The organism is Kitasatospora sp. NPDC096204, assembly GCF_044763205.1.
GTDB lineage: Bacteria > Actinomycetota > Actinomycetes > Streptomycetales > Streptomycetaceae > Kitasatospora.
The window spans coordinates 96058-120971 of sequence record NZ_JBIWFT010000021.1; the positions used below are offsets into that span (position 1 = coordinate 96058).

General features: G+C 72.0%; 28 protein-coding genes. 12 read left to right on the plus strand and 16 right to left on the minus strand.

Annotated elements, in window-relative coordinates; genetic code table 11:
* Window positions 1-37: 37 nt before the first annotated feature.
* The gene (locus ACIQ87_RS23365) at window positions 38-1168 is read right to left on the minus strand and encodes a serine hydrolase domain-containing protein (protein ID WP_402409727.1); all 1131 of its coding nucleotides are present in this window, start codon (window positions 1166-1168) and stop codon (window positions 38-40) included.
* Window positions 1169-1284: 116 nt separating this feature from the next.
* On the minus strand, window positions 1285-1731 hold the full coding sequence (locus ACIQ87_RS23370; protein WP_402409729.1) for an Lrp/AsnC family transcriptional regulator: 447 nt from the start codon (window positions 1729-1731) through the stop codon (window positions 1285-1287).
* Window positions 1732-1824: 93 nt separating this feature from the next.
* Between ACIQ87_RS23370 and ACIQ87_RS23375 the strand changes: the two genes are divergently transcribed.
* Together ACIQ87_RS23375 and ACIQ87_RS23380 are read left to right on the plus strand one after the other, a co-directional pair.
* Window positions 1825-2634 (plus strand): LLM class flavin-dependent oxidoreductase, encoded by an 810-nt coding sequence (locus tag ACIQ87_RS23375; protein WP_402409731.1) that lies wholly within the window; start codon window positions 1825-1827, stop codon window positions 2632-2634.
* The gene (locus ACIQ87_RS23380) at window positions 2631-3089 is read left to right on the plus strand and encodes a nucleoside deaminase (protein ID WP_402409733.1); all 459 of its coding nucleotides are present in this window, start codon (window positions 2631-2633) and stop codon (window positions 3087-3089) included. The genes ACIQ87_RS23375 and ACIQ87_RS23380 overlap by 4 nt, the downstream gene beginning before the upstream one ends.
* Here ACIQ87_RS23380 and ACIQ87_RS23385 read toward each other — a convergent pair.
* Window positions 3086-3526, minus strand: a complete 441-nt coding sequence (locus tag ACIQ87_RS23385; protein WP_402409735.1) for a hypothetical protein — start codon at window positions 3524-3526, stop codon at window positions 3086-3088. The two genes, ACIQ87_RS23380 and ACIQ87_RS23385, sit on opposite strands and share 4 nt — an antisense overlap.
* Before the next feature lie 159 nt (window positions 3527-3685).
* Between ACIQ87_RS23385 and ACIQ87_RS23390 the strand changes: the two genes are divergently transcribed.
* From ACIQ87_RS23390 to ACIQ87_RS23405, 4 genes are all read left to right on the plus strand, one after another.
* Window positions 3686-4273, plus strand: a complete 588-nt coding sequence (locus tag ACIQ87_RS23390; RefSeq protein ID WP_402409737.1) for a DUF6939 family protein — start codon at window positions 3686-3688, stop codon at window positions 4271-4273.
* Between the two features lie 66 nt (window positions 4274-4339).
* Window positions 4340-5446, plus strand: coding sequence for a threonine aldolase family protein (locus ACIQ87_RS23395; protein ID WP_402409739.1), 1107 nt, complete (start codon window positions 4340-4342; stop codon window positions 5444-5446).
* Between the two features lie 178 nt (window positions 5447-5624).
* Window positions 5625-6203 (plus strand): NADAR family protein, encoded by a 579-nt coding sequence (locus ACIQ87_RS23400; RefSeq protein WP_402409741.1) that lies wholly within the window; start codon window positions 5625-5627, stop codon window positions 6201-6203.
* A 363-nt stretch (window positions 6204-6566) separates the two neighbouring features.
* Window positions 6567-7751 (plus strand): hypothetical protein, encoded by a 1185-nt coding sequence (locus tag ACIQ87_RS23405; protein ID WP_402409743.1) that lies wholly within the window; start codon window positions 6567-6569, stop codon window positions 7749-7751.
* Window positions 7752-7856: 105 nt separating this feature from the next.
* Here ACIQ87_RS23405 and ACIQ87_RS23410 read toward each other — a convergent pair whose 3' ends face one another.
* On the minus strand, window positions 7857-9239 hold the full coding sequence (locus ACIQ87_RS23410; RefSeq protein WP_402409745.1) for a glycine--tRNA ligase: 1383 nt from the start codon (window positions 9237-9239) through the stop codon (window positions 7857-7859).
* A gap of 191 nt (window positions 9240-9430) precedes the next feature.
* On the opposite strand from ACIQ87_RS23410, the gene ACIQ87_RS23415 reads away from it, so the two are divergent.
* From ACIQ87_RS23415 to ACIQ87_RS23430, 4 genes are read left to right on the plus strand one after another with little or no spacing between them, the layout of a single operon-like run.
* Window positions 9431-10516: a metal ABC transporter substrate-binding protein gene (locus ACIQ87_RS23415; RefSeq protein WP_402409747.1), complete on the plus strand. Its 1086-nt coding sequence runs from the start codon at window positions 9431-9433 to the stop codon at window positions 10514-10516.
* Window positions 10517-10529: 13 nt separating this feature from the next.
* Entirely contained in the window at window positions 10530-11294 is a 765-nt protein-coding gene (locus tag ACIQ87_RS23420; RefSeq protein ID WP_402409749.1) for a metal ABC transporter ATP-binding protein, read from the plus strand.
* Complete coding sequence (locus tag ACIQ87_RS23425; RefSeq protein WP_402409821.1) at window positions 11294-12220, plus strand: metal ABC transporter permease; 927 nt, start codon at window positions 11294-11296, stop codon at window positions 12218-12220. Before ACIQ87_RS23420 ends, ACIQ87_RS23425 begins: the two co-directional genes overlap by 1 nt.
* A gap of 35 nt (window positions 12221-12255) precedes the next feature.
* Window positions 12256-12666, plus strand: coding sequence for a Fur family transcriptional regulator (locus tag ACIQ87_RS23430; protein WP_188298282.1), 411 nt, complete (start codon window positions 12256-12258; stop codon window positions 12664-12666).
* A 149-nt stretch (window positions 12667-12815) separates the two neighbouring features.
* Here ACIQ87_RS23430 and ACIQ87_RS23435 read toward each other — a convergent pair whose 3' ends face one another.
* The 4 genes from ACIQ87_RS23435 to leuA all read right to left on the minus strand — a co-directional run bounded on the left by ACIQ87_RS23435 (window position 12816) and on the right by leuA (window position 17383).
* Entirely contained in the window at window positions 12816-13649 is an 834-nt protein-coding gene (locus ACIQ87_RS23435; protein WP_402409751.1) for an isoprenyl transferase, read from the minus strand.
* Window positions 13650-13653: 4 nt separating this feature from the next.
* Complete coding sequence (gene recO, locus ACIQ87_RS23440) at window positions 13654-14400, minus strand: DNA repair protein RecO (protein WP_224279474.1); 747 nt, start codon at window positions 14398-14400, stop codon at window positions 13654-13656.
* Between the two features lie 281 nt (window positions 14401-14681).
* A complete protein-coding gene (locus ACIQ87_RS23445; RefSeq protein WP_392869837.1) occupies window positions 14682-15347 on the minus strand; it encodes a TerB family tellurite resistance protein in 666 nt (221 codons plus the stop codon).
* 239 nt (window positions 15348-15586) lie between these two features.
* A complete protein-coding gene (gene leuA / locus ACIQ87_RS23450; protein ID WP_402409754.1) occupies window positions 15587-17383 on the minus strand; it encodes a 2-isopropylmalate synthase in 1797 nt (598 codons plus the stop codon).
* 339 nt (window positions 17384-17722) lie between these two features.
* Between leuA and ACIQ87_RS23455 the strand changes: the two genes are divergently transcribed.
* Together ACIQ87_RS23455 and ACIQ87_RS23460 are read left to right on the plus strand one after the other, a co-directional pair.
* Window positions 17723-18748, plus strand: coding sequence for a M4 family metallopeptidase (locus ACIQ87_RS23455; RefSeq protein ID WP_402409756.1), 1026 nt, complete (start codon window positions 17723-17725; stop codon window positions 18746-18748).
* A gap of 132 nt (window positions 18749-18880) precedes the next feature.
* Window positions 18881-19147, plus strand: coding sequence for a protealysin inhibitor emfourin (locus tag ACIQ87_RS23460; protein WP_049651101.1), 267 nt, complete (start codon window positions 18881-18883; stop codon window positions 19145-19147).
* A 106-nt stretch (window positions 19148-19253) separates the two neighbouring features.
* Here ACIQ87_RS23460 and era read toward each other — a convergent pair whose 3' ends face one another.
* The 8 genes from era to ACIQ87_RS23500 form a co-directional block, all read right to left on the minus strand.
* Window positions 19254-20183 carry a GTPase Era gene (era, locus tag ACIQ87_RS23465; RefSeq protein WP_270147040.1) on the minus strand — a complete coding sequence of 310 codons (930 nt, stop codon included), beginning with the start codon at window positions 20181-20183 and terminating at the stop codon, window positions 19254-19256.
* 70 nt (window positions 20184-20253) lie between these two features.
* Window positions 20254-20442, minus strand: coding sequence for a hypothetical protein (locus ACIQ87_RS23470; RefSeq protein WP_402409758.1), 189 nt, complete (start codon window positions 20440-20442; stop codon window positions 20254-20256).
* Window positions 20443-20618: 176 nt separating this feature from the next.
* On the minus strand, window positions 20619-20972 hold the full coding sequence (locus ACIQ87_RS23475; protein WP_402409760.1) for a cytidine deaminase: 354 nt from the start codon (window positions 20970-20972) through the stop codon (window positions 20619-20621).
* Window positions 20973-21000: 28 nt separating this feature from the next.
* Window positions 21001-21552, minus strand: coding sequence for a DUF4383 domain-containing protein (locus tag ACIQ87_RS23480; protein ID WP_402409762.1), 552 nt, complete (start codon window positions 21550-21552; stop codon window positions 21001-21003).
* Window positions 21553-21578: 26 nt separating this feature from the next.
* The gene (locus tag ACIQ87_RS23485) at window positions 21579-21815 is read right to left on the minus strand and encodes a hypothetical protein (protein ID WP_402409764.1); all 237 of its coding nucleotides are present in this window, start codon (window positions 21813-21815) and stop codon (window positions 21579-21581) included.
* A gap of 33 nt (window positions 21816-21848) precedes the next feature.
* Entirely contained in the window at window positions 21849-23174 is a 1326-nt protein-coding gene (locus ACIQ87_RS23490; protein ID WP_402409766.1) for a hemolysin family protein, read from the minus strand.
* A gap of 19 nt (window positions 23175-23193) precedes the next feature.
* The gene (gene ybeY, locus ACIQ87_RS23495) at window positions 23194-23688 is read right to left on the minus strand and encodes an rRNA maturation RNase YbeY (protein WP_207816018.1); all 495 of its coding nucleotides are present in this window, start codon (window positions 23686-23688) and stop codon (window positions 23194-23196) included.
* 14 nt (window positions 23689-23702) lie between these two features.
* Window positions 23703-24845 (minus strand): PhoH family protein, encoded by a 1143-nt coding sequence (locus tag ACIQ87_RS23500; RefSeq protein ID WP_402409768.1) that lies wholly within the window; start codon window positions 24843-24845, stop codon window positions 23703-23705.
* Window positions 24846-24914 lie beyond the last annotated feature (69 nt).

The following is a 24914-nucleotide window of genomic DNA, read 5'->3' on the forward strand; positions in this document are numbered from 1 at the left end:
CCCGCAACCGCTCCTGACCCCGCGGCCCGGCCCCGTCTCAGCGGCACAGGGCGGCGTCGACGACGTCCTCAAGGTGCCGGGTGACGGCGTGGTCGGTCGGGACGGTGGTCACCGCGATGTTCACGGCGCGCCCCTCGTCGGTGACGCCACCGCGGGTCTCATAGCCCGGAATGTCACCGCCGTGCCCCCAGTAGACCCCGCCGCAGGAGAGCGGCCGGCTGAAGACGCCCAGTCCGGCGCCGACCCCGCCTCCGATCGGCACCGTGGTGCGCATCTGGGCGAGCTGGGCCGCGGGCAGCAGGCGGTCCGGAACGAGCAGCTCGGTGAAGAACCGGTTGAGGTCCGAGTTGGTGGAGACCATCTGCCCGGCCGCCCAGGCCGCCGACGGGTCCAGCTCCGTGAAGTCGGTCAGCGGCCCGTCGGCGGAGTCCCTGCGGTAGCCCTCGGGGTGGGGCTCCCGGATGGTGCGGTCGCCAACGGCCGGGAAGTAGGTGTGCCGCAGCCCGATGCGCCGGAGGATCCGCCGGTCGATCTCCTCGGCCAGCGGCCGTCCGGTCACCCGCTGGGCGATCAGGCCCGCCAGCACGTAGTTGGTGCTGCTGTAACCGAACTTCTCCCCCGGTGCGGAGGTGGGCTTCTGCCGGAGGGCGAGGTCCAGCAGTTCCCGGGGCTCGAAGTACCGGGAGCGGAGGGAGGCTTCGTCCAGCAGCCCCTCGTAGTCGGGCAGGCCGCTGGTGTGCTGGAGGAGCTGCCGGACGGTGACGCCGCGCCCGTCGGCGCCCTCGCCCCGGGCCACCCCGGGCAGGTAGGTGTCGACGGGGGCGTCGAGGTCGATCCTCCCCTCCCCCACCAGCTGGAGCACCACGACGGCGGTGAAGGTCTTGGTGGTGCTGCCGATCCGCACCTGCCCGTCGACGGGGACCTTGGCGCCGGTGGCCAGGTCCCCCACCCCCGCGGTGTGGTCGCGGCTTCGGCCACGCCCGTCCCGGACGGTCGCGAGGGCGGCGGGCATCCCGTCCGTCCGCACCAGCGCGTCCAGTCCCCGCTGGACGACGTCCGTCGGGGCCGCGGCCGAACCGGCTGCCCCCACGGACCACCCGGACGCGACGGAAACGGCGGTCGAGAGCGTGAGGGCGATTGCCAGGCGGCGGATGCGCGGACGACGCATGAGTCAACTCCTGTGGAATCGTGGGGAGTCGAAGACCCCCGGGGCACGATCGCCAGTCTGCTCGCACGGCGTACGGCCGGCCTCCCCCGATCGAGTGAGCACCGCCCGCCTCGGCGTCAGGGCCGGCCGGGCCCGCGCAGCGGCAGCGTCCGGCTGTAGACGACGTTCGTGGTGGTGCTGCCGAAGCCGGCCAGCTCGTCCACCAGGGTCTCCAGGTGCTCCATGGAGGTCGCGGCCACCTTCAGCGTGTAACAGTCGTCGCCGGTGGTGCGCAGGCACTCCAGGATCTCCCGCCGTTCGGCGAGCAGTCGCCGCAGCGGCTCGTGCCGGTTGCCGGGGTACTTCAGCCGGACGACGGCGAGCACCGGATAGCCGACCTTCGACAGGTCCACCGTCGCGTGGTAGCCGGTGATGACGCCCAGCGACTCCAGGTTCCGCACCCGTTCCGTGGTCGCCGACGGGCTGAGGGACACCCGGCGCCCCAGCTCGCTGAGGGAGACGCGGGCCTCCCGCTGCAGCTGCTCGATGATCGCCCAGTCGGTGTCGTCAAGATTCACGGCCATTCCGGCAATCTACCGGGAGAACCACGGCCGACGACGGCCGAGACCGGGAGGAGTCCGTTCCGTCCGCCATGATCGCGGGGATAGCCTCGGAGCATGCAACTTGGCGTCAACGTACCGAACTTCGGCCCCGGGACGGACCCCGGCGTGCTGCGCGAGTGGGCCCGGACCGCGGAGGGCCTCGGCTTCGACCTCCTCATGGTGTCGGACCACGTGGCGGTGACCGCGGACGTGGCCGAGCGGTACCCGGAGCCGTTCCACGAGCCCTTCACCACGCTGTCCTGGCTCGCCGGGGTCGCCCCCGGTCTGCGGCTGGGCACGACCGTGCTCGTCCTGCCGTACCGGAACCCGCTGCTGGTGGCACGGATGGCGACCACCCTCGACCTGCTCAGCGGCGGCCGGTTCGTCCTGGGCGTCGGAGTGGGCTGGGCGCGCCGGGAGTTCGACGCCCTCGGTGTGCCGTTCGGCGCGCGCGGCAGGCTGACCGACGAGTACCTGGAGACCCTGCGGGACACCTGGGCGGGCACGTCCGGACACCGGAAGGTGCCGGTCTGGGTCGGCGGCCACAGCGAGGCGGCGCTGCGCCGGGCGGTCCGGTTCGGCGACGCCTGGCACCCGCTGCGGCTCCCCGTCGACCGGATGCGGTCCGTCCTGGCCGAGCACCCGATGCCGGGCTTCGCACCCCGCATCGCCCTGCGGCCGACCACCGCGCCGGTCGACGGCCCCGAGCGGCCCGCCGGCGTCGGCACCGTCGACCAGATCCTCGACGACCTCCGCCGACTGCGCGAACTCGGCGCCGGGACCGTGGTGTTGGACCCCTACCACGGGGACCCGGAGGAGACCCGCCGACCGGAACGGGCCTGGCAGGCCCTCACCACCGTCGCCACCCACTGGAGGACCGCGTGATCACCGAAGCCGACGAGACCCTCCTGCGCCGCGCCATCGCCATCGCCGTACGGGGCGTCGCCCAGGGCGACGCCCCGTACGGCTCCCTGCTGGCCGGCCCGAACGGCGAGATCCTCGCCGAGGCCCACAACACCGTGCGGCGCGACGACGACATCACGGCCCACCCGGAACTGAAGCTCGCCCGCTGGGCCGCCCGCGAACTCGACCCGGACACCGCCGCGCGCACCACGATGTACACCAGCTGCCAACCCTGCGGCATGTGCGAAGGGGGCATCCTCCGCTCCGGCATCGGCCGGGTCGTCCACGCGCTCTCCACGGAGCAACTCGTCGCCCTCAACCCCGACTCGGGCGCCTGGCCACCGGTGACGACGGACGGCCCGGCCCTGCCCGCCGAGGCCGGGGTCCCGATCTCCGCCTACTACCGGCCCGCTCGACCCGCAGAGGCCGCTCGCTAGACGAAGACCACCAGGAGCCAGCCGACGGCCGAGAGGGCGGCCGCCGACCCGCCGAGTACGGCCGGTCGGTGGCCGTACTCGGCGCCCCGGGCCCGTTGGAAGGCGGCGACCGGCGGGGCGATCCCCGCGATCGGCAGCACGATCCCGAGCAGCAGGCAGTCCGGACGCCCGAACCCGACTCCGCCCAGGAGCAGCAGGACTCCCGCGACCACCGCCGCGAGCCCGACCGCGCACCCGGCGACGACGGTGGCGGCCCGGAAGCCGCCCGGACGGGCGCAGCCGAGCGGCACGGCGCAGAGGGCGACGCAGACCGTCGCGACCACGGCCGCGATCGAGAGGCGGAGGCCGAACCTCGCCGTGACGAGCAGCATCGGAAAGGCGATCACCGCGATCGCCACCCCGATGAACCCCCGGGCACTCGCCGGCACCGCCGCCATGCTTCTCCCCTCCCGTCCCGGGAACCCGTGTCACGATCCACCGGCGTGGACATCGACCGGCCCGACCGCGGTTCCCGGCCCTGCCGCCGGCGCCGGCGCCGATGTCAGTGGCACCGGGCACACTCGGTGGTCCGCGCCACCGAGAAGGGCAGCCCACGGATGCCGATCCACATCGCCGACCGCCGCCGCACGACGGCCGCGCTGAACGCCGCGTTCCCCGGTGCGGAGATCATCGACGTCACGTCCAGGGCGCCGGACCCGTGGGTCCGGCTGAGCCCGTTCTTCCCGCACGGCGGCATCCCCGTCCCGTACGGCGACGGCCTGACCAGCGAGTCGGTGGAGGGGATCTGGCAGGCTCTCAAGGTCTTCCGGGACGCCGACGTCGACCCCGCGAAGCTGCGCATCACCTCGATGAAGGGCCTCAAGCGGACGGTGCGCCGGTTCGGCCCCGTCGAGGGCCACCGGACCGGCCCGCACGGCGACCGGCTCCTGCCGTACGAGACGGCCCGGCGCCGCATCTACCTGCCCGCCTACCGGTGGGTCCTCGAACACCGCACCGCCGACCTGGTCGAGCGGCTCCGGGGGATGGACGAGGTCGTGCTCCTCGACTACACCACCAACGGCGACGTCGCCGACCCCTCCAGCCCCCTGTCCCACGCCGCACTCGTCCGGCTGTACGTCGAGGGCCGCTGGCCCGCCGAGGAGCACCCGGACGCTCCGGGCTCCGCGCCAGGTCGCCCGCTCTGAAACTCCCTCTCCCCTTGCCGGGAAAAGCAGTTGGTCCGAACGCAGGATGAGTCCGACAATCGCCGGATGACCGATGACCAGAGCGAGTTCCAGCGGCGCCGCGCAGCCCGCATGACCTGCAAGCGCTTCCTCTCCGCCGACCGCGTCCCGAGCATCCGCGAGCGTCTCGCCCAGCTCTCCGCCATGGACGGCCTGGACACCTGTCCCGACTTCTACGGCAACGACGGCCCGGTGCGACAGCTGGAGGAGAGGACCGCCGCACTGCTCGGCAAGGAGGACGCGGTCTTCTTCCCCACCGGGACGATGGCCCAGCAGGTCGCCCTCCGCCACCACGCCGAGCGCACCGGCAACACGGCCGTCGTCCTGCACCCGCTCAGCCACATCGAGCGGCACGAGCGGCACGCCTACACCCAGCTCACCGGCCTGCGCGGCCTCTGGCCCACCACCGCGCAACGCCAGCCGACGCCCGAGGAACTCGCCGCGCTGGGCGAGCCGTTCGGCACCCTGACGGTCGAACTCCCGCTGCGCGACCCCGGTTACCTCCTCCCCAGCTGGGACGAGCTGACCGCCCTGGTCGCCGCCGCCCGCGAGGCCGGCGCCCGGGTGCACTTCGACGGCGCACGCCTCTGGAACACCACGGTCCACTTCGACAAGCGGCTCGACGAGATCGCCGCCCTCGCCGACAGCGTCTACGTGTCGTACTACAAGGACCTCGGCGGACTCAGCGGAGCCGCCCTCGCCGGCGACGCCGCCCTCACCGCCCACGCCCGCACCTGGCGCCACCGCTACGGCGGCCAGATCTTCCAGCAGTGGCCCGCCGCCCTCGCCGCCCTCCACGGCCTGGACACGGTGCTGCCCCGCGCGGCCGACCACACCCGCCACGCGGCCACCCTCGTACCGGCCCTGGCCTCGCTGCCGGGCGCCCGGCTCTACCCGGAGGTCCCGCCCACCCACGAGTTCCAGCTCTGGCTGCCGGGCCCGGCCGAGGCCCTGAACGCCGCCCACCTGGCCCTCGCGGAGGAGGAGGGCCTCTGGTTCATCTCGCACTGGGAGGACGCCGCCCCCGGCCTCGCCATGGCCGAGGTCAGCCTCGGCGAGCCGGCGCTGGGATGGACGGCGGCGGAGGTGCGGGAGGTCGGGCTGCGCTTCCTGGAGCTGGCCGCCAGGGCCTGACGGAAGGGGCCTCCCGGGGCGCCGGGCCGGCGCTGACCCCTGGTCAGCCGGAAGCCGATCCCTTCGGCCTCACCAGTCGACGCCCGTGCGGAGTTCCCGGAATCCGGACGTCCACTCCGAGGGGTGATTCGCCGGGAAACGGTTCGCGGCGAATCACCCTTCATGTCAGACTGACGATATGAGCGAGATGCACGTGGGGGACCTGGCCGCCGTCCGCAGCCGCGAGGAGTTGGTCGCGCTGATGGCCGACGGGGTGCGGCCGAAGTGGGTGATGTTCTGGGGGCACACCGAGCGCAAGGGCGGCGGGACGCGCCAGGAGTGCCTGAGCCAGTGGTGGCCCGGCGAGTTCACCGTCGACGGGGTCGGCTACGCCTCCGCCGAGCACTGGATGATGGCCGGCAAGGCCCGGATGTTCGGCGACGAGGAGATCGCGCAGCGGGTACTGGAGGCCCGGACGCCCGGCGAGGCGAAGAAGCTGGGACGGCTGGTCAGGGACTTCGACAACGAGACCTGGACGGCCGGCCGCTTCGAGCTGGTGGTGGCGGGCAACGTCGCGAAGTTCGGGCAGGACGAGGCGCTGCGCGACTACCTGCTGGGCACGGGCGACCGGGTGCTGGTCGAAGCCAGCCCGCTGGACCGGATCTGGGGCATCGGACTGGCCGCCGACGACATCCGGGCCCAGCAGCCCGCCGAGTGGCGCGGGTTGAACCTGCTCGGCTTCGCGCTGATGGAAACGCGGACGCGACTGGGTGCGTGAGCGCGATCGCCCCACTGCCGGACGGGACGGTGGTGGCCCCGGCCGCGGCCACCCTGTTCCTTGCGCCGAGCCCAAGCCCGACGCCAAGCCCGAACCCGCCCCCGGCGCCGAACCCACCCGGAGCCTGCTCCGCCTCGCCCTCGACCTGGCGGTCGGATACGCCGTCGCGGCACTCGCTCCCGGCTCGTACGACGAGGCGGCCCTACTACGGAGCGCGACCGGCGCACTTCTCGCAACGACCGCCGTCTGCGCGCTCCTTGACACCACTCGGACACAACTGGTCGTGCGCTCTTAACTCCTACGCCACATACTGACGCGAGGATGTCACACAGTCAGGGTCCGAATGGACAGGTTGGGGCGATCATGCGCATGCGGCCGACGGCACAACCCGCAGGCCAGCAGCCGGAAGGCGAGCAGCAAGCCGCCGAACTCCGCGCAGAACTGGACGAGTTACTCCGTGCGAGCCGCTACGCGAGCCAGCGGGAACGGCGCCTCAACGAGGCGATCCGCGCAACCCCCGGTCGACAGCGGCCGGCCGGGGAACTGCTGCGCCAGCTCGCCCAGGCCCGCACGCTCCGTGAGGGGCTGGGCGCCCGCTGCCTCCAACTCAGCGACCAGCTGGAGGCGTTGGAGAGCCGGATCAGACACCGACAGCAGCCTCCGCCACCACAGCAACCCCAGCACCCCCACTTCCCGCAACAGCAACAGCAACAGCAACAGCAACAGCAACAGCAACAGCAACAGCAACGACAGCAGCCTTCACAGCAGCCCTCACAACAGCAGCCCCCGCCGCCCCCCACCCGCCCCGACCTCGGTGCCCTCACCGAGCGGATCATCGCCCTCCACCGGGCCGGCTCCCTCACCGAGGTCGCCGAGGTGATCGACGCGGCCGCCGCCCGCCTCACCCCCGCCGACGCCTCGCTGCTGGTCGGCATGCTGACCCGGTACGGCCCGAACGGCAGCTCGCTCCACCTCGCCCGCTGCATCTCCCGGTCCGCTCCGGACCACTCCGTCGCCGTGCTCGCCGAGCTGCGCGAACTGGGCCTGGCCGAGGAGGCGGCGGAGGTGTTCCACGCCTTCTGGAGTTACCCGGCCGCCTCCGTCCCCGGTCTGCTCTCCGCGCTGGACCGGGCCGGACTGGCCGCCGACAGCGCGACGCTGCTCTGGGAGTGGGGGTCGGCGCCGATGACCGAGCTGACCTCCCTGGCCGCCTGCCTCCAGCAGCACGGCCGGGCCGCCGACGTCCGGACCCTGCTGCGCCAGGCCGCCGGCCGCTCCACCGCCGACCTCGCCGACCTCGCGGCCGGGCTGCCGCCCGCGCTGGCCACCCTGCTGCTGAACGAACTGGCCGTGCTGCGCCCGCCCGTCGAGGTGGTCCGGCTGGCCACCGCCCTGAACGGCGCCGGCACCTCCGAGCTGTACGCGCAGTTGCTGGCCGCGCTGCTCGCCGACGAGGCCCGCCACCGCACCACCCTCGCCGCCCTGCGCACCGCCGGCCTGCCGACCCGCCCGGCCGCGGCCCCTCGCTCCCGCTGGGGACGGCGTTAGGGCGGCCCGCCGCGGGGCCACCTCGACCGCCCCGCCCCGGGCAGCAAGGAGCCCCCGCCTGCCCCACCAGGGCGGACGAGGGCTCCCGAGCCGATCAGGCCCCCGCTAGCAGCCGATCAGCCGCGCGCCGAGGTACGCCTTGACCTGGTCGAGCGAGACGCGCTCCTGCGACATGGTGTCGCGGTCGCGGACGGTCACCGCGTTGTCCTCGAGGGTGTCGAAGTCGACCGTGACGCAGAACGGCGTGCCGATCTCGTCCTGGCGGCGGTAGCGCTTGCCGATGGCGCCGGCGTCGTCGAACTCGACGTTCCACGCGGTGCGCAGGTCGGCGGCCAGGCCGCGGGCCTTCGGGGACAGCTCGGCGTTGCGCGACAGCGGCAGGACGGCGACCTTGACCGGGGCCAGGCGCGGGTCGAGCCGCATGCCGACGCGCTTCTCCATGACGCCCTTGGCGTTCGGCGCCTCGTCCTCGAAGTAGGCGTCGATCAGGAAGGCCAGCATGGCGCGGTTGAGGCCGGCCGCCGGCTCGATGACGTACGGGAAGTACCGCTCGCCGCTCTCCTGGTCGAAGTACCGGAGGTCCTTGCCGGAGGCCTCGCTGTGCACCCGCAGGTCGTAGTCGGTGCGGTTGGCGACGCCCTCAAGCTCGGAGAACTCGCTGCCGCCGAAGTTGAAGCGGTACTCGATGTCCACCGTGCGCTTGGCGTAGTGGGAGAGCTTCTCCTTCGGGTGCTCGAAGAAGCGCATGTTCTCGGTGCGCATGCCGAGGTCGACGTACCAGTCCCAGCGCTGCTGGAGCCAGTACTCGTGCCACTGCTCGTCCTCGCCGGGCTTGACGAAGAACTCCATCTCCATCTGCTCGAACTCGCGGGTCCGGAAGATGAAGTTGCCGGGGGTGATCTCGTTGCGGAAGCTCTTGCCGGTCTGGGCGATGCCGAACGGCGGCTTCTTGCGCGAAGTGGTCTGGACGGCGCTGAAGTTGGTGAAGATGCCCTGGGCGGTCTCCGGGCGCAGGAACGCCAGGCCGCTCGCCTCCTCGGTGACACCGAGGTGGGTCTTCAGCATGCCCGAGAAGTCCTTGGGCTCGGTGAACTGGCCCTTGGTGCCGCAGTCGGGGCAGTTGACGTCCTTGAGGCCGTTCGGCGGCGGGAAGCCGTGCTTGGCCTCGTACTTCTCCTCCAGGTGGTCGGCCCGGTGGCGCTTGTGGCAGGAGAGGCACTCGGTCAGCGGGTCGTTGAAGGTGGCGACGTGGCCGGAAGCCTCCCACACCTCGCGCGCGAGGATCACCGACGAGTCGAGTCCGACGACGTCCTCACGGGCCTGGACCATCGTGCGCCACCACTGGCGCTTGATGTTCTCCTTGAGCTCGACACCCAGCGGCCCGTAGTCCCAGGCGGCACGCGTGCCGCCGTAGATCTCGCTGCAGGGGTAGACGAAGCCACGGCGCTTGCTCAGGCTGACGATCGTGTCGATCTTGTCGGCGGCCACAGTGCTCTCTTCAGTACGTACGGCACGGTCAGGGCACGGCTGGTTGCGCGTACCCGAATACCTCAGGTTACCGGCCATACGGGTACGTGATTCAAATCGGTATCGTCCGGCCGCCCCCGCCCTCGGCCACCCTCCGTTCACCCGCCCGAGTGATTTGACAATCATTTCCATGTGAGATGAGAATGATTGTCATGATGATCGGACTGCCTCGACTCGGACTGACTCGCCGGACCCGTCGTTCCATGGCCTTCGGCGCCACCGCCCTGGCCGCCTCCCTCGCCCTCACGGCCTGCGGAGGCAGCAGCAGCGCCGACAGTGACACCGGTCGGCTGAAGGTCGTCGCGTCCTTCTACCCGATGGAGTTCCTGGCCCAGCAGATCGGCAGGGAACACGTCGCGGTCACCGATCTGACCGCCGCCGGCGTCGAGCCGCACGACCTGGAGCTCACCGCCAAGCAGGTCGGCACGGTCCAGAAGGCCGACGCGATCGTCTACCTCAAGGGCCTGCAGCCCACCGTCGACCAGGCCGTCGCGCAGTCGTCCAGCAAGCACAAGATCGACGCCACCGCCGCCAGCCCGCTGGTCGACCACCACCTCGACGAGGGCACCGAGGACGCGGCCCACGGGAACGAGGCCCAGGGGGGCGACGGCCACCGGCACGAGGGCCCGACCGGCGACCCGCACATCTGGCTCGACCCGACCCGCTACGCGGCGATCGCCAAGAGCGTCGGCGACGAGTTCGCCAAGGCCGACCCGGCGCACGCCGAGGACTACCGGAAGAACACCGACGAGCTGGTCACCAAGCTCACCGCGCTCGACCAGGAGTTCCGGGCCGGGCTGAAGGACACCAGGACCAGGACCTTCGTCACCAGCCACGCCGCCTTCGGCTACCTCGCCGACCACTACGGCCTCACCCAGGTCGCCGTCAACGGCGTCGACCCGGAGTCCGAGCCCACCCCGGCCCGCCTCGCCGCGGTGCAGAAGGCCGCCAAGGACAACGGCGTCACCACCGTCTTCTTCGAGACCCTCGTCAGCCCCAAGCTCGCCGACACCGTCGCCAAGGACCTCGGCCTCAAGACCGCCGTCCTGGACCCGCTGGAGGGCGTCAAGGACCCCGCCAAGGACGACTACCTGACGGTGATGAAGCAGAACCTGGCCAACCTCCAGGCCGCCCTCGGCGCCCCGGCCACCCCGGCCGGAACCGCCGGAGCCGCCCCCTCGACGGACCCCGCGACCGCCCCCGCGACCGACGCCGCCACCCCTGCCGCCACCAGCTGACGGGACCAGCACCATGACCGACCCGATACCCCCGGCCGTCCGCCTCCGTGACGCCGTCGCCTCGCGCGGCGGCCGGCCGGTGCTGCGCGGCGTCGACCTCACCGTCCGCCCCGGCGAGGTCGTCGCCCTGCTGGGCGCCAACGGCTCCGGCAAGTCCACCACCGTCAAGGCCGTGATCGGCTCCGTCCCGCTGGAGCAGGGGAACCTGGAGCTGTTCGGCACCCCGTACGGCTCCTTCCGCGCCTGGCACCGGATCGGGTACGTCCCGCAGCGCACCACCGCCGCCTCCGGCGTCCCCGCCACCGTCCGCGAGGTGGTCTCCACCGGACGGCTGCCGCAGCACCGGCTGCTGCCCTTCCGCCGCAAGGACCGCGAGGCGGTCGACCGCGCGCTGGCCGCCGTCGGCATGCTGGACCGGGCCTCGGACGGCGTGGCCGACCTCTCCGGCGGCCAGCAGCAGCGGGTGCTGATCGCCCGCGCCCTGGTCGGCTCCCCCGACCTGCTGATCATGGACGAGCCGATGGCCGGCGTGGACGCCGCCAGCCAGCAGGTGCTCGCCGACACCCTGCGCGCCGAGGTCGGCCGCGGCGCCTCCGTCCTCCTCGTGCTGCACGAACTCGGGCCGCTGGAGCCGCTGATCGACCGCGCCGTGGTGCTGCGGGACGGCTGCGTCGCCCACGACGGCCCGCCGGTGCCCAACACCGGCCTGCACGCGCTGCCCGGCCACGACCACGTCCACCCGCACGCCGACCTGACCCCGCCGAGGCTGCTCGCATGATCGAGATGTTCTCCTACGACTTCATGCAGCGCGCCCTGCTCGCCGCCGTCCTGGTCGGGGTCACCGCCCCCGCCGTCGGCATCTACCTGGTGCAGCGCCGCCAGGCGCTGATGGGCGACGGCATGGGCCACGTCGCGATGACCGGCGTCGGCCTCGGTTTCCTCTTCCAGACCAGCCCGGTCTGGATGGCCGTGCTGGTCTGCGTGCTCGGCGCCGTCACCATGGAGCTGGTCCGCTCGCGCGGCAACCAGCGCGGCGACATCGCCCTCGCGATGCTCTTCTACGGCGGCATGGCCTGCGGCAAGCTGCTGGTCTCGATGTCCGCCCAGGCCGGGGCCGGCTCGCTGGAGAGCTACCTGTGGGGCTCGATCCTCACGGTCGCCCCCGCCGACCTGGCCACCATCGCGGTGCTCGGCGCGGTGGTCATCGCGGTCACCGTCGGCCTGCGCCGCCAGCTCTTCGCGATCTGCCAGGACGAGGACTTCGCCCGGGTCACCGGGGTGCCGGTGCGCACCCTCAACCTGCTGCTCGCGGTGATGGCCGCGGTCACCGTCACGGTCGCCATGCGGGTGGTCGGGCTGCTGCTGGTCAGCGCGCTGATGGTGGTCCCGGTGGTGGCCGCCCAACAGCTCACCCGCTCCTTCGCCGCCACCCAGGCCGCCTCGATCGCGCTCGGCGTGGTCGTCTCGCTGGCCGGCGTCACCGGCTCCTACCACCTCGACGTGCCCTCCGGCCCGGCCATCGTGCTGCTCGCCATCGCGGTCTTCGCGGTGTTCAGCCTGCTCGCCGCGCCACTGGCCCGGCGACGCCACCGCGGCGCGGGCGAGCAGGGACCGAAGGTCTGCGACGTCGAGCTGCCGGGACAGGCCACCTCCGGGCCCTCCGGCACGAGCACCCCTGAGGGACGGGCGGGGCTGGCACAATGATGTGCGAGACGCCCACGACCCCAGGAGGACCCACGGTGACCACCGCAGGCCCGTCGCCGCGCGCCCGATCGACCCGGCAGCGTGCCGCCGTCTCGGCGGCCCTGGACGAGATCGCGGACTTCCGCAGTGCCCAGGAGCTTCACGACCTGCTCAAGCACCGCGGCGACTCCGTCGGTCTGACCACGGTCTACCGCACGCTCCAGTCGCTCGCGGACGCCGGTGAGGTGGACGTGCTGCGCACCGCCGACGGCGAGGCGGTCTACCGCCGGTGCAGCAGCGGGCACCACCACCACCTGGTCTGCCGGCACTGCGGCGCGACCGTCGAGGTGGAGGGCCCCGCGGTGGAGCGCTGGGCCAACTCGGTCGCCGCCGAGCACGGCTTCAGCGACATCGCGCACACCCTGGAGATCTTCGGGACCTGCGCGGAGTGCGCCAAGCGGATCTGAGCCCCGTACACGACGGCCCGTACGACGGAGAGGACCCACCGGGATGATCCCCGTGGGTCCTCTCCGTCGTACGGGTGGCGCGGAAGCGAGAGGCTCCCCGGCTCCGAGGGGCCCCGGCGCCGCGGGGCTCCCCAACGCCGCGGGGCTCCTCAGCGCTGGGACGGCACCGGCGCGCCGACCTCGTTGGGGATCGCCCCGCCGAAGCGCCGGTCACGCATCGCGTACTGCTCGCAGGCGCGCCACAGGTCACGGCGGTCGAAGTCCGGCCAGAGCACGTCCTGGAACACGAACTCGGCGTAAGCCGACTGCCAGAGCAGGAAGTTGGAGGTGCGCTGCTCACCGCTGGGGCGCAGGAACAGGTCCACGTCCGGCATGTCCGGGTGGTACATGTACTTGGCCAGGGTCTTCTCGTTGACCTTCTTCGGGTCGAGCTTCCCGGCCGCGACGTCCATGGCGATCGCCTGCGCCGCGTCGGCGAGTTCGGCCCGGCCGCCGTAGTTGACGCACATGTAGAGCGTGACGGCGTCATTGCCCTTGGTCTGCTCCTCGGCGACCTGCAGCTCCTGGACGACGCTCTTCCACAGCTTGGGCATCCGGCCCGCCCAGCGGATCCGCACGCCCATGGCGTCCATCTCGTCGCGGCGGCGGGCGATGACGTCCCGGTTGAAGTTCATCAGGAACTTCACCTCGTCGGGCGAGCGCTTCCAGTTCTCGGTGGAGAACGCGTACAGCGAGATGTTCTTGACCCCGAGCTCGATGGCGCCCTTGAGGACGTCCAGCACCACGGACTCGCCGACCTTGTGGCCCTCGGTGCGCGGCAGCCCGCGCTCCTTGGCCCAGCGGCCGTTGCCGTCCATGACGATCGCGACGTGCTGGGGGATCAGCTCGCCGGGGAGCTTCGGGGGCTGTGCGCCGCTGGGGTGCGGGGTCGGGGGGACGTACGCCCGCTGCTTGCCGCCGCCGAAGAGCCGTCGCGCTGCCATGTGCTCACTTCTCCACGTATCTCATCGAGCGGATGCCCCGCTCCAGGTGCCACTGCAGATAGGCCGCGACCAGGCCGCTGCCCTCCCGCCAGTACCGCGGCTCGCAGGCGTCGGCCGTCTGCCAGTCCCCTGACAGCAGCGCCCCGAGCAGTACCAGTGTCTCAGGGGAGGGTACGGCACATCCGGGCACTCGGCAGTCGCCGCAGAGCACCCCGCCCGCGGGAAGGGAGAAGAAACGGTTCGGCCCCTCCAGGCCGCACTTGGCGCAGTCGGTGAAGCTCGCGCCGTACCCGTTCACCGCGAGCGAGCGCAGCAGGAAGGCGTCCAGCACCAGGTGCGACTCGTGCAGCCCGGCCGCCAGCGTGCGCAGCCCGCCGACCAGCAACAGGTACTGCTGGACGGCCGGCTCGCCCTCGTTCTCGGCGAACCGCTCGGCGGTCTCCAGCATCGCGGTGCCGGCCGTGTAGCGGCCGTAGTCGGTGACGATCGAGCCCCCGTACGGGGCGATGGTCTCCACCTGGGTGCAGAGCGGCAATCCGCGGCCGACCAGCTCACTCCCCCGGCTGAAGAACTGGACGTCCACGTGCGAGAACGGCTCCAGGCGGGCGCCGAACTTGGACTTGGTCTTCCGCACCCCGCGCGCGACCGCCCGCACCTTGCCGTGCTGGCGGGTCAGCAGGGTGATGATCCGATCGGCCTCGCCGAGCTTCTGCGCCCGCAGCACGACGCCGTCGTCCCGGAAAAGACTCATGGGGACCATTGTCCCCCACCCCCGCCCTGCGCCGGACAGCCGTGTTGCCCGCACCGGCGGCCGTGGGGGAGGCCTGCGGTGCGGGTCACGGCGGGCCCGGGGTGGGGAGTCCAAGGCCCGTTGTGGGGGATTCGGAGGTGGTCTGCGGATTCCGGAGTCGCGGTGCGCGGTGCGCGGTGCGCGGTGCGCGGCGATCGACGGACGGTGCGACAGGACGGACGGTGTGATCGACGGACGGTACTGGACGGACGGTGCACGAGCGGTGTGCCCGACGGACGGTGCTACTTGTACGGCGCCCTGGCCGCCGCCTCCAGCAGCGCCCCGACCCGGGCCTTGGGCAGGTCCAGGCAGCCCCCGACCGCGGCCAGCGCGTCGCGCTCCTGCGGCAGGTAGCGCCCGTCCGCCAGCGCGATCGCCGCGCCCTGCAGCAGCAGCCGCTCGCGGCCGTGGTGGGCCAGGTGCGGGGTGAGCGGTTCGAGCACCGCGTGCAGTTCGACGGCCAGGCCGCCGGACATCCCGCGGGCGTCGTGGAGTTCGCCGCCGAGCCCGGAGAGCGCGGCGAGCGCGGCCAGCACCTGGGCCTCGCCGCAGTCCTCGAACCCGGCCTCGCGCACCGCCGTGCAGGCCGCCTCGCGGGCCGCCCGGTGGGCGGTGCCGCCGGCCGCGAGCAGGGCCAGCGCGATGGTGTACTGGGCGTCCCGCAGCATCGCGCCGAGGCGCACGCTGGTGGGCTGCTCCAGACTCTCGACGCCGTACCGGCCGTGGCAGCCGGTGCACTGCACGCTGCCGATGACCGGGCCGAGCGGGACCACCGGGGTCCCCAGCAACCGCAGCCACCGCCGGCCGTGCTGTCGGCGGTAGTTGCGGTCCCCGCCGCAGCCCGGACAGAAGAAGTCACCGAGAACGTCAGTCCGCCACCGCGGGCGAACACCCCACAACCTGGTCACGGCGCCACTCCCCAGACATGGCAGGCGGCCTGCTCGACAATGGGCAGGTCACGCGACCGGACACCGAGGCCGTCCCACCGACCCGGCTTTCCGGTGGATCGATGTTGCCACGGTTACCGGCACGTGTCAGTACCTCGAACGGCTTCCGATTCGAAAAAATGTGGCGCAGGCCACAGTGCCAGGTGGGGACGGCGAAGGGCCGCCCCGCGGGACGGCCCTTCGCATACCACCCGTTCGAATTAGCCGCGCTGCGAGCGGTTGACGGCGCTGATCATGGCCTTCAGCGAGGCCAGCACGGTGTTGCCGTCGATGCCCACGCCCCACATCACCTTGCCGTCCACCGCGCACTCCACGTACGCGGCGGCCTGGGCGTCGCCGCCCTCGCTCAGCGCGTGCTCGGCGTAGTCCAGGACGCGTACGTCCACGCCGATCCGGGCCAGCGCGTCGGCGAAGGCCGAGACCGGGCCGTTTCCGGTCCCGGTCAGGGTCACCGGGGCGCCGTCCACCAGGGCCTCGGCGGTCAGCGCGTCCCGGCCGTCCTCGGTGGTCAGGGTGCGCGAGCCGCTCAGCGAGATCCGGCCCCACGGGTTGTCGGTGGTCGGCAGGTACTCGTCCTCGAAGACCCGCCAGATCTCGGCCGGGCTGACCTCGCCGCCCTCGGCGTCGGTCTTGGCCTGGATGATCCGGGAGAACTCGATCTGCATCCGGCGCGGCAGGTCCAGCTTGTGGTCGTTCTTCAGCACGTACGCCACGCCGCCCTTGCCGGACTGGCTGTTGACCCGGATGACCGCCTCGTAGGTGCGGCCGACGTCCTTCGGGTCGATCGGCAGGTACGGCACGCCCCAGGTGTGCTCCTCCACCGGCACGCCCGCGGCTGCGGCGTCCGCCTCCAGGACGTCGAAGCCCTTCTTGATGGCGTCCTGGTGCGAGCCGGAGAAGGAGGTGTACACCAGGTCGCCGGCGTACGGGTGGCGCGGGTGCACCTCCATCTGGTTGCAGTACTCGGCGGTGCGGCGCACCTCGTCGATGTCGGAGAAGTCGATCTGCGGGTCGATGCCCTGCGAGAACAGGTTCATCCCCAGCGTCACCAGGTCGACGTTGCCGGTCCGCTCGCCCTGCCCGAACAGGCAGCCCTCGATGCGGTCGGCGCCCGCCATGTAGGACAGCTCGGCGGAGGCGACGGCGGTGCCGCGGTCGTTGTGCGGGTGCACCGACAGGCAGACGTGCTCGCGGCGCGACAGGTGGCGCGACATCCACTCGAACTGGTCGGCCTGGACGTTCGGGGTGGCCCGCTCGACGGTGGCGGGCAGGTTCAGGATGATCTCGCGGCCCTCGCCCGGCTGCCAGACGTCCATGACCGCCTCGCAGACCTCCAGCGCGAAGTCCAGCTCGGTGTCGACGAAGATCTCCGGCGAGTACTGGTAGCCGAAGACGGTGTCGTCGCCCAGCAGCTTCTCCGCGTACTCCATCACCAGCCGGGTGCCGTCGGTGGCGATCGCCTTGGTGGCCGCCCTGTCGTTGCGGAACACCACCCGGCGGAACAGCGGCGCGGTCGCGTTGTACAGGTGGACGGTCGCGCGCGGGGCTCCGACCAGCGACTCCACGGTCTTCTCGATCAGCTCCTCGCGGGCCTGCGTCAGCACCGAGATGGTGACGTCCTCGGGGATCGCCCCCTCCTCGATCAGCGACCGCACGAAGGCGTGGTCGGTGGCGCCGGAGGAGGGGAAGCCGACCTCGATCTCCTTGTAGCCCATCTTCACCAGCAGGTCGAACATCATCCGCTTGCGGGCAGGCGACATCGGGTCGATCAGCGCCTGGTTGCCGTCCCGCAGGTCGGTGGACAGCCAGCGCGGCGCCTTGGTGATCACCGTGTTCGGCCAGGTGCGGTCCGGCAGGTCGACGGTGCCGAACGGCAGGTAGCGCCCGTGCCGCATGCCCGAGGGCCGCTGGCGCACCGAGGCGGCGGTGATCGGGGTGGGGCGGTCGACGAAGGGCCGGCCGGCGGGAACGGACGCGGCGGAGTTCTGCTCGGTCATGGAGGTGACTCGGCTTCCTGTGATGCGTGATGCGGGCGGGTCGGGGTGGTCGACACGTGGTCGAAACCGACTGGCCGGCCTCGGCTGCCGCTCGCGATGCACCATTGGATCGCCGATTGCGCGCACAGCTCGTTCCCCGCGGCGAGGGTGCCGGCCCGGTGGACTACAGGCCCTCGACGCGGCAGCTAAGAAGAAGCAGCCCGTTGCGCATGATGGCCCCAGCGTAACCCAGCGCCGCGCGCCCCCGAAGTGATCCGGGCTTCCGTTCCACTCCTTGAGACGCGGCTGATCACGCCGGAGGTGGTGACAACCGGTCATGAAGGCTCCACCCTGGGTCACATGACTGCAGCAGTACCGATCTGCACGATCGTCCCGCCGTACGTCCTGGACCGCCTCGCCGAGGCCGGTCACGAGCCCGCCGTCCACTCCCTGGCCCTCGACGCGGCGCACCGCGCGGCCCGCCTCGACCCGCCCCCGTCCGTCGCCGCCTCCGTCCCCGGCCTGAGCCGGGTGGTGTACGACGCCGGCCACGGCCAGCGGCTGCCCGGGCGCAGCGTGCGCACCGAGGGCCGGGCCGCGTCCTCCGACAGCTCCGTCAACCACGCCTACGACGGCCTCGGCGCCACTTTCGCGCTCTACGCCGACGTCTTCGGCCGGCACTCGATCGACGACCGGAACCTGCGGCTGGACGCCACCGTCCACTACGGCCGCAACTACGACAACGCCTTCTGGAACGGCCGGCAGATGGTGTTCGGCGACGGCGACAACGTGGTGTTCGGCGACTTCACCGCCTGCATCGACGTCATCGGCCACGAACTCACCCACGGCGTCACCCAGTTCACCGCCGGGCTGGACTACCAGGACCAGCCCGGCGCGCTCAACGAGTCGGTCTCCGACGTCTTCGGCTCGCTGGTCAAGCAGTACGCGCTGCACCAGGACGCCGCCGACGCGGACTGGCTGATCGGCGCCGGGCTGCTCGCCCCGGGCGTCCAGGGCATGGCACTGCGTTCGATGAAGGCGCCCGGCACCGCCTACGACGACCCGCAGCTCGGCAAGGACCCGCAGCCCGCGCACATGCGGGACTACGTGCAGACCTCCCAGGACAACGGCGGGGTGCACGTCAACTCCGGCATCCCCAACCACGCGTTCTACCTGCTGGCCACCGCGCTCGGCGGCTCGGCCTGGGAGCGCGCGGGGCGGATCTGGTACGACGCGCTGACCGGGCGCACGCTGCCCGCCGACGCCGACTTCACCGCCTTCGCCCGGGCCACCGTGGCCGCCGCCAAGGCCCGCTACCCCGACGACCGGTCGGTGGTGGACACCGTCACGGCCTCCTGGGCGCAGGTCGGGATCAGCCCGGGGTGAGCCCGGGGCGAGCGCCGGCCGGGGTCACCGGAGCGCGTCCGGAGGATGGTTGAGACCGGGTCGAGGCGGGCTTGAGGTCACGGTCCGGGAAAAGCCCGGCAAACCCCCTCCCCGGGTAGCACCATGGACACCATGCGCATCCAGGTGACCCGGACCGGCGGCTTCGCCGGGATCGTCCGCCAGGCGGAGATCGACACCGCCGACCGCACGGACGCCCCGCACGTGCACGCACTCGCCCGCGAGGCCGTCGCGGGCGGGCTGCGCGCGCCCTCGTACGGGGTGCCGGACGGCTTCCACTACGAGATCACCGTCGACGGCCGGTCGGTGTACTGCGCCGACCCGAAGCTCACCGACTCCCAGCGCGAGCTGGTCTCCCTGGTGCTGCGCGAGGGCGCGTAGCGCCGGGGCCGAGCCCCCGGAGTCGGCGAAGCCCGCCCGGACGCACCGCGTCCGAACGGGCCCCGGGCCTCCCGGCGACTCGAACTCTCCTGTCGGGAGCGCCGGTTCAGAATCCCAGCTTGCGCAGCTGCTTGGGGTCGCGCTGCCAGTCCTTGGCGACCTTGACGTGCAGGTCCAGGTAGACCGGCGTGCCGAGCAGCGCCTCGATGTGCTTGCGGGCGGTGGTGCCGACGTGCTTGAGCCGCGAGCCCTTGGCGCCGATCACGATGGCCTTCTGGCTCTGCCGCTCGATGTAGACGTTGGCGTGGATGTCCAGCAGCGGGCGGTCCGCCGGGCGGCCCTCGCGCGGCAGCATCTCCTCGACCACCACGGCCAGCGAGTGCGGCAGCTCGTCGCGCACGCCCTCCAGCGCGGCCTCGCGGATCAGCTCGGCGACCATGATCTGCTCGGGCTCGTCGGTGAGGTCGCCGTCCGGGTAGAGCTGGTCGCCCTCCGGCAGCAGCTTGGTGAGCAGGTCGGCGACCAGCTCCACCTGCTTGTCACCCACGGCGGAGACCGGGATGATCTCGGCCCACTCGAAGCCCAGCTCGACGCCGAGCTGCTGGATGGCGATCAGCTGCTCGGCCAGGCGCTTGGAGTCGACCAGGTCGGTCTTGGTGACGATGGCGACCTTCGGGGTCTTCTTGATCCCGGCGATCTCCTTGGCGATGAACTTGTCGCCGGGGCCGATCTTCTGGTCGGCGGGCAGGCAGAAACCGATCACGTCGACCTCGGCCCAGGTGGTGCGGACCAGATCGTTGAGGCGTTCGCCGAGCAGGGTGCGCGGCTTGTGCAGACCGGGGGTGTCGACCAGCACGAGCTGGGCGTCGGGGCGGTGCACGATGCCGCGCACGGTGTGCCGGGTGGTCTGCGGGCGGTCGGAGGTGATCGCGACCTTCGTCCCCACCAGGGCGTTGGTCAGGGTCGACTTGCCCGCGTTGGGCCGGCCGACGAAGCACGCGAACCCGGAGCGGTACGAGGAGGAAGGGGCATTCATGGGCTCCATTCTCCCTGATCACCGGAGCCCCGCCGTCCCGGCCCGCCCCCGGGGCGTCCGGAGGGCGCGTTCAGCCCTTCTTCGCGGTCTTGTTGCCGCTCTTGCCGCCCTTGCCGTCGGTGGGGACCAGCGAGATCACCACCAGCACCAGCAGGAAGCCGAGCGAGCCGAACAGCCAGAGGTCCGAGCCGGTCTCCTGCCACTTGCCGAGCCCCATCACGAACAGCAGCAACCCGGCGAAGAACGCCACCGCCCCCATGCCCCAGTCCCCCTCACCGAGTCCACTCCCCCGGTGAGATTATCTGCCGGGCCTGGGCCGAGACCATGCCCTCCGGCGGGGCCGCCGAAGCCCCGCGGCACGGACCCCCGACGGCCCGGCGAAGCCCCCGCGCGGGGCGCGCGAACGGGCCCCGCACGGCAGGCCCGTACGGCGCCTCAGCGGGCCTCGGCGGCCACCCGCAGCGTCCCGTCCGGCCCGGCCAGCAGCACGGGCGTCCCGGCCCCGCCCAGGTCCCGCACGGCCGCCAGGTCCGCCTCGGCCGGCTGCTCCGCCTCGCTCACCACGGCCGCCGCCTCCAGCGACCTGGCGCCGCTGGCCACCGCCATCGCCACCGCCGTCTGGAGGGCGCTCAGCCGCAGCGACTCCAGCGCGACCGTCCCGGCCACGTAGGTGCGCCCGGTCTCGTCACGCACCGCGGCCCCCTCGGCGACGCCGTTGCGGGCGCGGGCCGAGCGGGCCAGGGTGATGATCTTCTTGTCTTCGGGGTCGAGCTCGACGATGTCACTCATGCCGCCGAGCATAGGCACCCGGCGCCGGTCAGTGGCCGACCGGGTGGGTCGGCCCCGGGTTCGGATGGAGGACCTTGACGAAGGTCTTCGCCGCACCGGACGGCAGCCCCTCCTCGTGCTCGGTGCGCTTGCGCCAGTACGGGTTGTCGTGCGGCAGGTGGCTGCTCACCCGGCCGTACATCCCGAAGGTCGTCAGGACGGTCCCGAAGATGAACGCGAACAGCACGTTCGACATCCGGAAGTTGAGGATGTTCGCGTCCGGCCGGCCCAGCACCGTCAGGCCGTAGAAGCCGGACAGGACGAACAGCACGCCCACCACCATGTTGAGGTTGGACGCGAAGTTCCCGCCGATCGCCGCCCCCACCAGCAGGACCGCGCCCGCCACGATGGACAGGATGGCCAGCGCCCCGTTGGTCGACAGCCCGGCGACCCGGTCGCCGTGGGTGGCCAGGAACCCCGGGTGGTCGGCCAGCCCCAGCACACCGAACACGATCAGGAAGATCCCCCCGGCCCCCGCCCCGATCCGCCACACCATGGCGAGCCGGCGGTCGACGGGCTTCAGCGAGTCTTGCAGCTTCATGGCGACCTCCAGAGCTCGGCCATGGTCTAGCTGTAGGGATGGAGCTTCTCCATGTGCGGCGTCTCGTGCATGTAGAGCGAGCCGCACTGCTGGCAGCAGCGCAGCCCGGTGCCCCACTCCTCCTCGGGCCGCGTCTCGGCATCGTCCGGCATGGTCCGGCCGCAGAGCGCCGCCGACAGGTCCTCGTCCCGCACCACGTGCCAGGACTTGACTCCGCCGGCCGCCCCCTGCGGGCCGTACTCCGCGCGAAGTTTGTGCGTCATGCCCTCCATGGTCGCTCGGCACCCGCCCGGCCGCTACTCGCCCGAGGGCTCCTCGGGGTCCTCGGTGTGGCGGACGGGGGCGGCGACCATGGAGCCGATCCGGTTGCGGCGGCCCGCCGAGGACTCGGCGGTCAGCAGGATGCCGGTCAGGCCGCCGTCGACCGGCTCGGGCAGCGGGATCTCGCAGGAGGAGCCGGGGATCGGCACCCGGCCCAGGTGCTTGGCCAACAGGCCGCCGACGGTCTCGACGTCCTCGTCCTCCAGCTCGATGCCGAACAGCTCGCCCAGGTCCTCCACCAGCAGCCGGGCGGTGATCCGGTACGAGCCGTCGCCGAGATCCTCCACCGGGGCGATCTCCCGGTCGTACTCGTCGGTGATCTCGCCGACGATCTCCTCCAGGATGTCCTCGATGGTGACCAGCCCGGCCGTGCCGCCGTACTCGTCGATCACGATCGCCACGTGCGAGCGGCGCTGCTGCATCTCGCGCAGCAGGTCGCCGGCCGCCTTGGAGTCCGGGACGAAGACGGCCGGGCGCATCACCGCGCCGACCTCCTCGGACTCCGCCTCCCGGTTGATGTGGGTGCGCCGCACCAGGTCCTTGAGGTAGACGATGCCGACCACGTCGTCCTCGTTGTCGCCGACCACCGGGATCCGCGAGAAGCCCGAGCGCAGTGCCAGGGTGAGCGCCTGCCGGACGGTCTTGTGCCGCTCGATCATCACCAGGTCGGTGCGCGGCACCATCACCTCGCGCACGATGGTGTCGCCCAGCTCGAAGACCGAGTGCACCATCCGGCGCTCCTCGTCCTCGATCAGGTCGTCCTTCTCGGCGAGATCCACCAGGGACCGCAGCTCCGCCTCGGAGGCGAACGGACCCTCCCGGTAGCCCTTGCCCGGGGTCAGCGCGTTGCCGAGCAGGATCAGCAGCCGCGGGATCGGCCCCAGCACCGCGGCCAGCGGCAGCAGCACGAAGGAGGCCGCGGTCGCGGTGGTGATCGGGTGCTGGCGCCCGATCGTGCGCGGCGAGACCCCCATCGCGACGAACGACACCAGCACCATCACGCCGAACGCCAGCAGCACGGCCTGCCAGGTGGGCGTCACGTTGCGCACGCACACCACGGTGACCAGCACCGCCGCCGCCATCTCGCTGGCCACCCGGATCAGGGTGGCCAGGTTGAGGTAGCGGATCGGGTCGGAGGCGACGGTCAGCAGCCGCGCTGAACCGCGCCGGCCGCTGCGCACCGCCTCCTCCGCCCGGAACCGGGAGACCCGGGAGATGCCCGCCTCGGCGCACGCGGCCAGCCAGCCGAGCACGACGAGCAGCACGGCACCGAGGATGAAGCTCGTACTCTCACCACTCACAGGGGTTCGGGCTCCGCGCTCAGTGGGTGGTGGGAGCCGGGGAGATGCCGCCGAGGCCGCGGCCCGCCCGCCAGTCGTCCAGGATGCGCTTCTGGAGGGCGAACATCTCCTCCTCTTCCTCCGGCTCCTCGTGGTCGTAGCCGAGGACGTGCAGCACGCCGTGCACGGTGAGCAGCTGCAGCTCCTCGTCCATCGAGTGCTTGGAGGGGGCCGCCTTGCCCTGCTGCTCGGCGACCTCGGGGCAGAGCACGATGTCGCCGAGCAGGCCCTGCGGCAGCTCCTCGCCCTCCTTGCCGGGACGCAGCTCGTCCATCGGGAAGGACATCACGTCGGTGGGCCCTGGCAGGTCCATCCACTGGATGTGCAGCTCCTCCATCGCCGCTCCGTCCACCAGGATCACGGACAGTTCGGACTGCGGGTGGATCCGCATCTTGTCCAGTGCGAAGCGGGCGACGTCGAGGATGGCTTCCTCGTCGGCCTCCCAACCGGACTCGTTGGCGATGTCGATCGACATGACGGGCTCTGTGCTCAGCTTTCGGTGCGATGGGACTGTCGGGGTGCGCGGGGCGCGCGGGGTGCGGTGGCCTTGCCGGGGCGCCGCTGGGCGGGCTTGCGGGCCGCCGGTGCGGCGTCCTCGGCCTCCTGGCGGGCGTCCCAGCGCTCGTAGGCGTCCACGATCCGGCCGACCAGCTTGTGGCGGACCACGTCGGTGCTGGTGAGGACGGAGAAGTGGATGTCGGGCACGTCGGCCAGGATCTCCTGGACGACCTTGAGCCCGCTGCGGGTGCCGCCCGGGAGGTCGATCTGGCTGGTGTCGCCGGTGACCACCACCCGGGAGTTGAACCCGAGGCGGGTGAGGAACATCTTCATCTGCTCGGGCGAGGTGTTCTGGGCCTCGTCGAGGATGATGAAGGCGTCGTTGAGGGTGCGGCCGCGCATGTACGCCAGCGGCGCGACCTCGATGGTGCCGGCCGCCATCAGGCGCGGGATGGAGTCCGGGTCCATCATGTCGTGCAGCGCGTCGTACAGCGGGCGCAGGTACGGGTCGATCTTCTCGTAGAGGGTGCCGGGCAGGAAGCCCAGCCGCTCCCCCGCCTCGACCGCCGGGCGGGTCAGGATGATCCGGTTGACCTCCTTGGCCTGGAGGGCCTGGACGGCCTTGGCCATCGCCAGGTAGGTCTTGCCGGTACCGGCCGGGCCGAGGCCGAAGACGATCGTGTGCTTGTCGATCGCCTCGACGTAGCGCTGCTGGTTGAGGGTCTTCGGGCGGATCGTGCGGCCCCGGTTGGACAGGATGTTCGCGGTGAACACCTGGGAGGGCGCCGGGCTGTCCGGGTCCTGCTCCTGGCTGCGGAGCATGGCGATGGAGCGCTCCACGGAGTCCTCCGTCAGGGGCTGGCCGGTGCGCAGCACCAGCATCATCTCGTTGAAGAGCCGCTGTACGAGGGCGACCTCGGCCCGCACCCCGGTGGCCGTCACCTCGTTGCCGCGGACGTGGATGTCGGCGGCGGGGAAGCCCCGCTCGATCACGCGCAGCAGCGAGTCCGCGGTGCCGAGCAGGGTGACCATCGGGTGCTTCTCGGGGATGACGATCCGGGCGCTGACGCGGCCGTCGTCGGCCGGTTCGGGGCGCGACTGTCCGTTCGTACGGGTCTGCGATGTGTCACTCATAGGTCGGCGCTGGGGCCTGCCTCATCCCATCCGTGGTGTCGGGTGCCGCTCGGTGTCTCCGGGGCACCA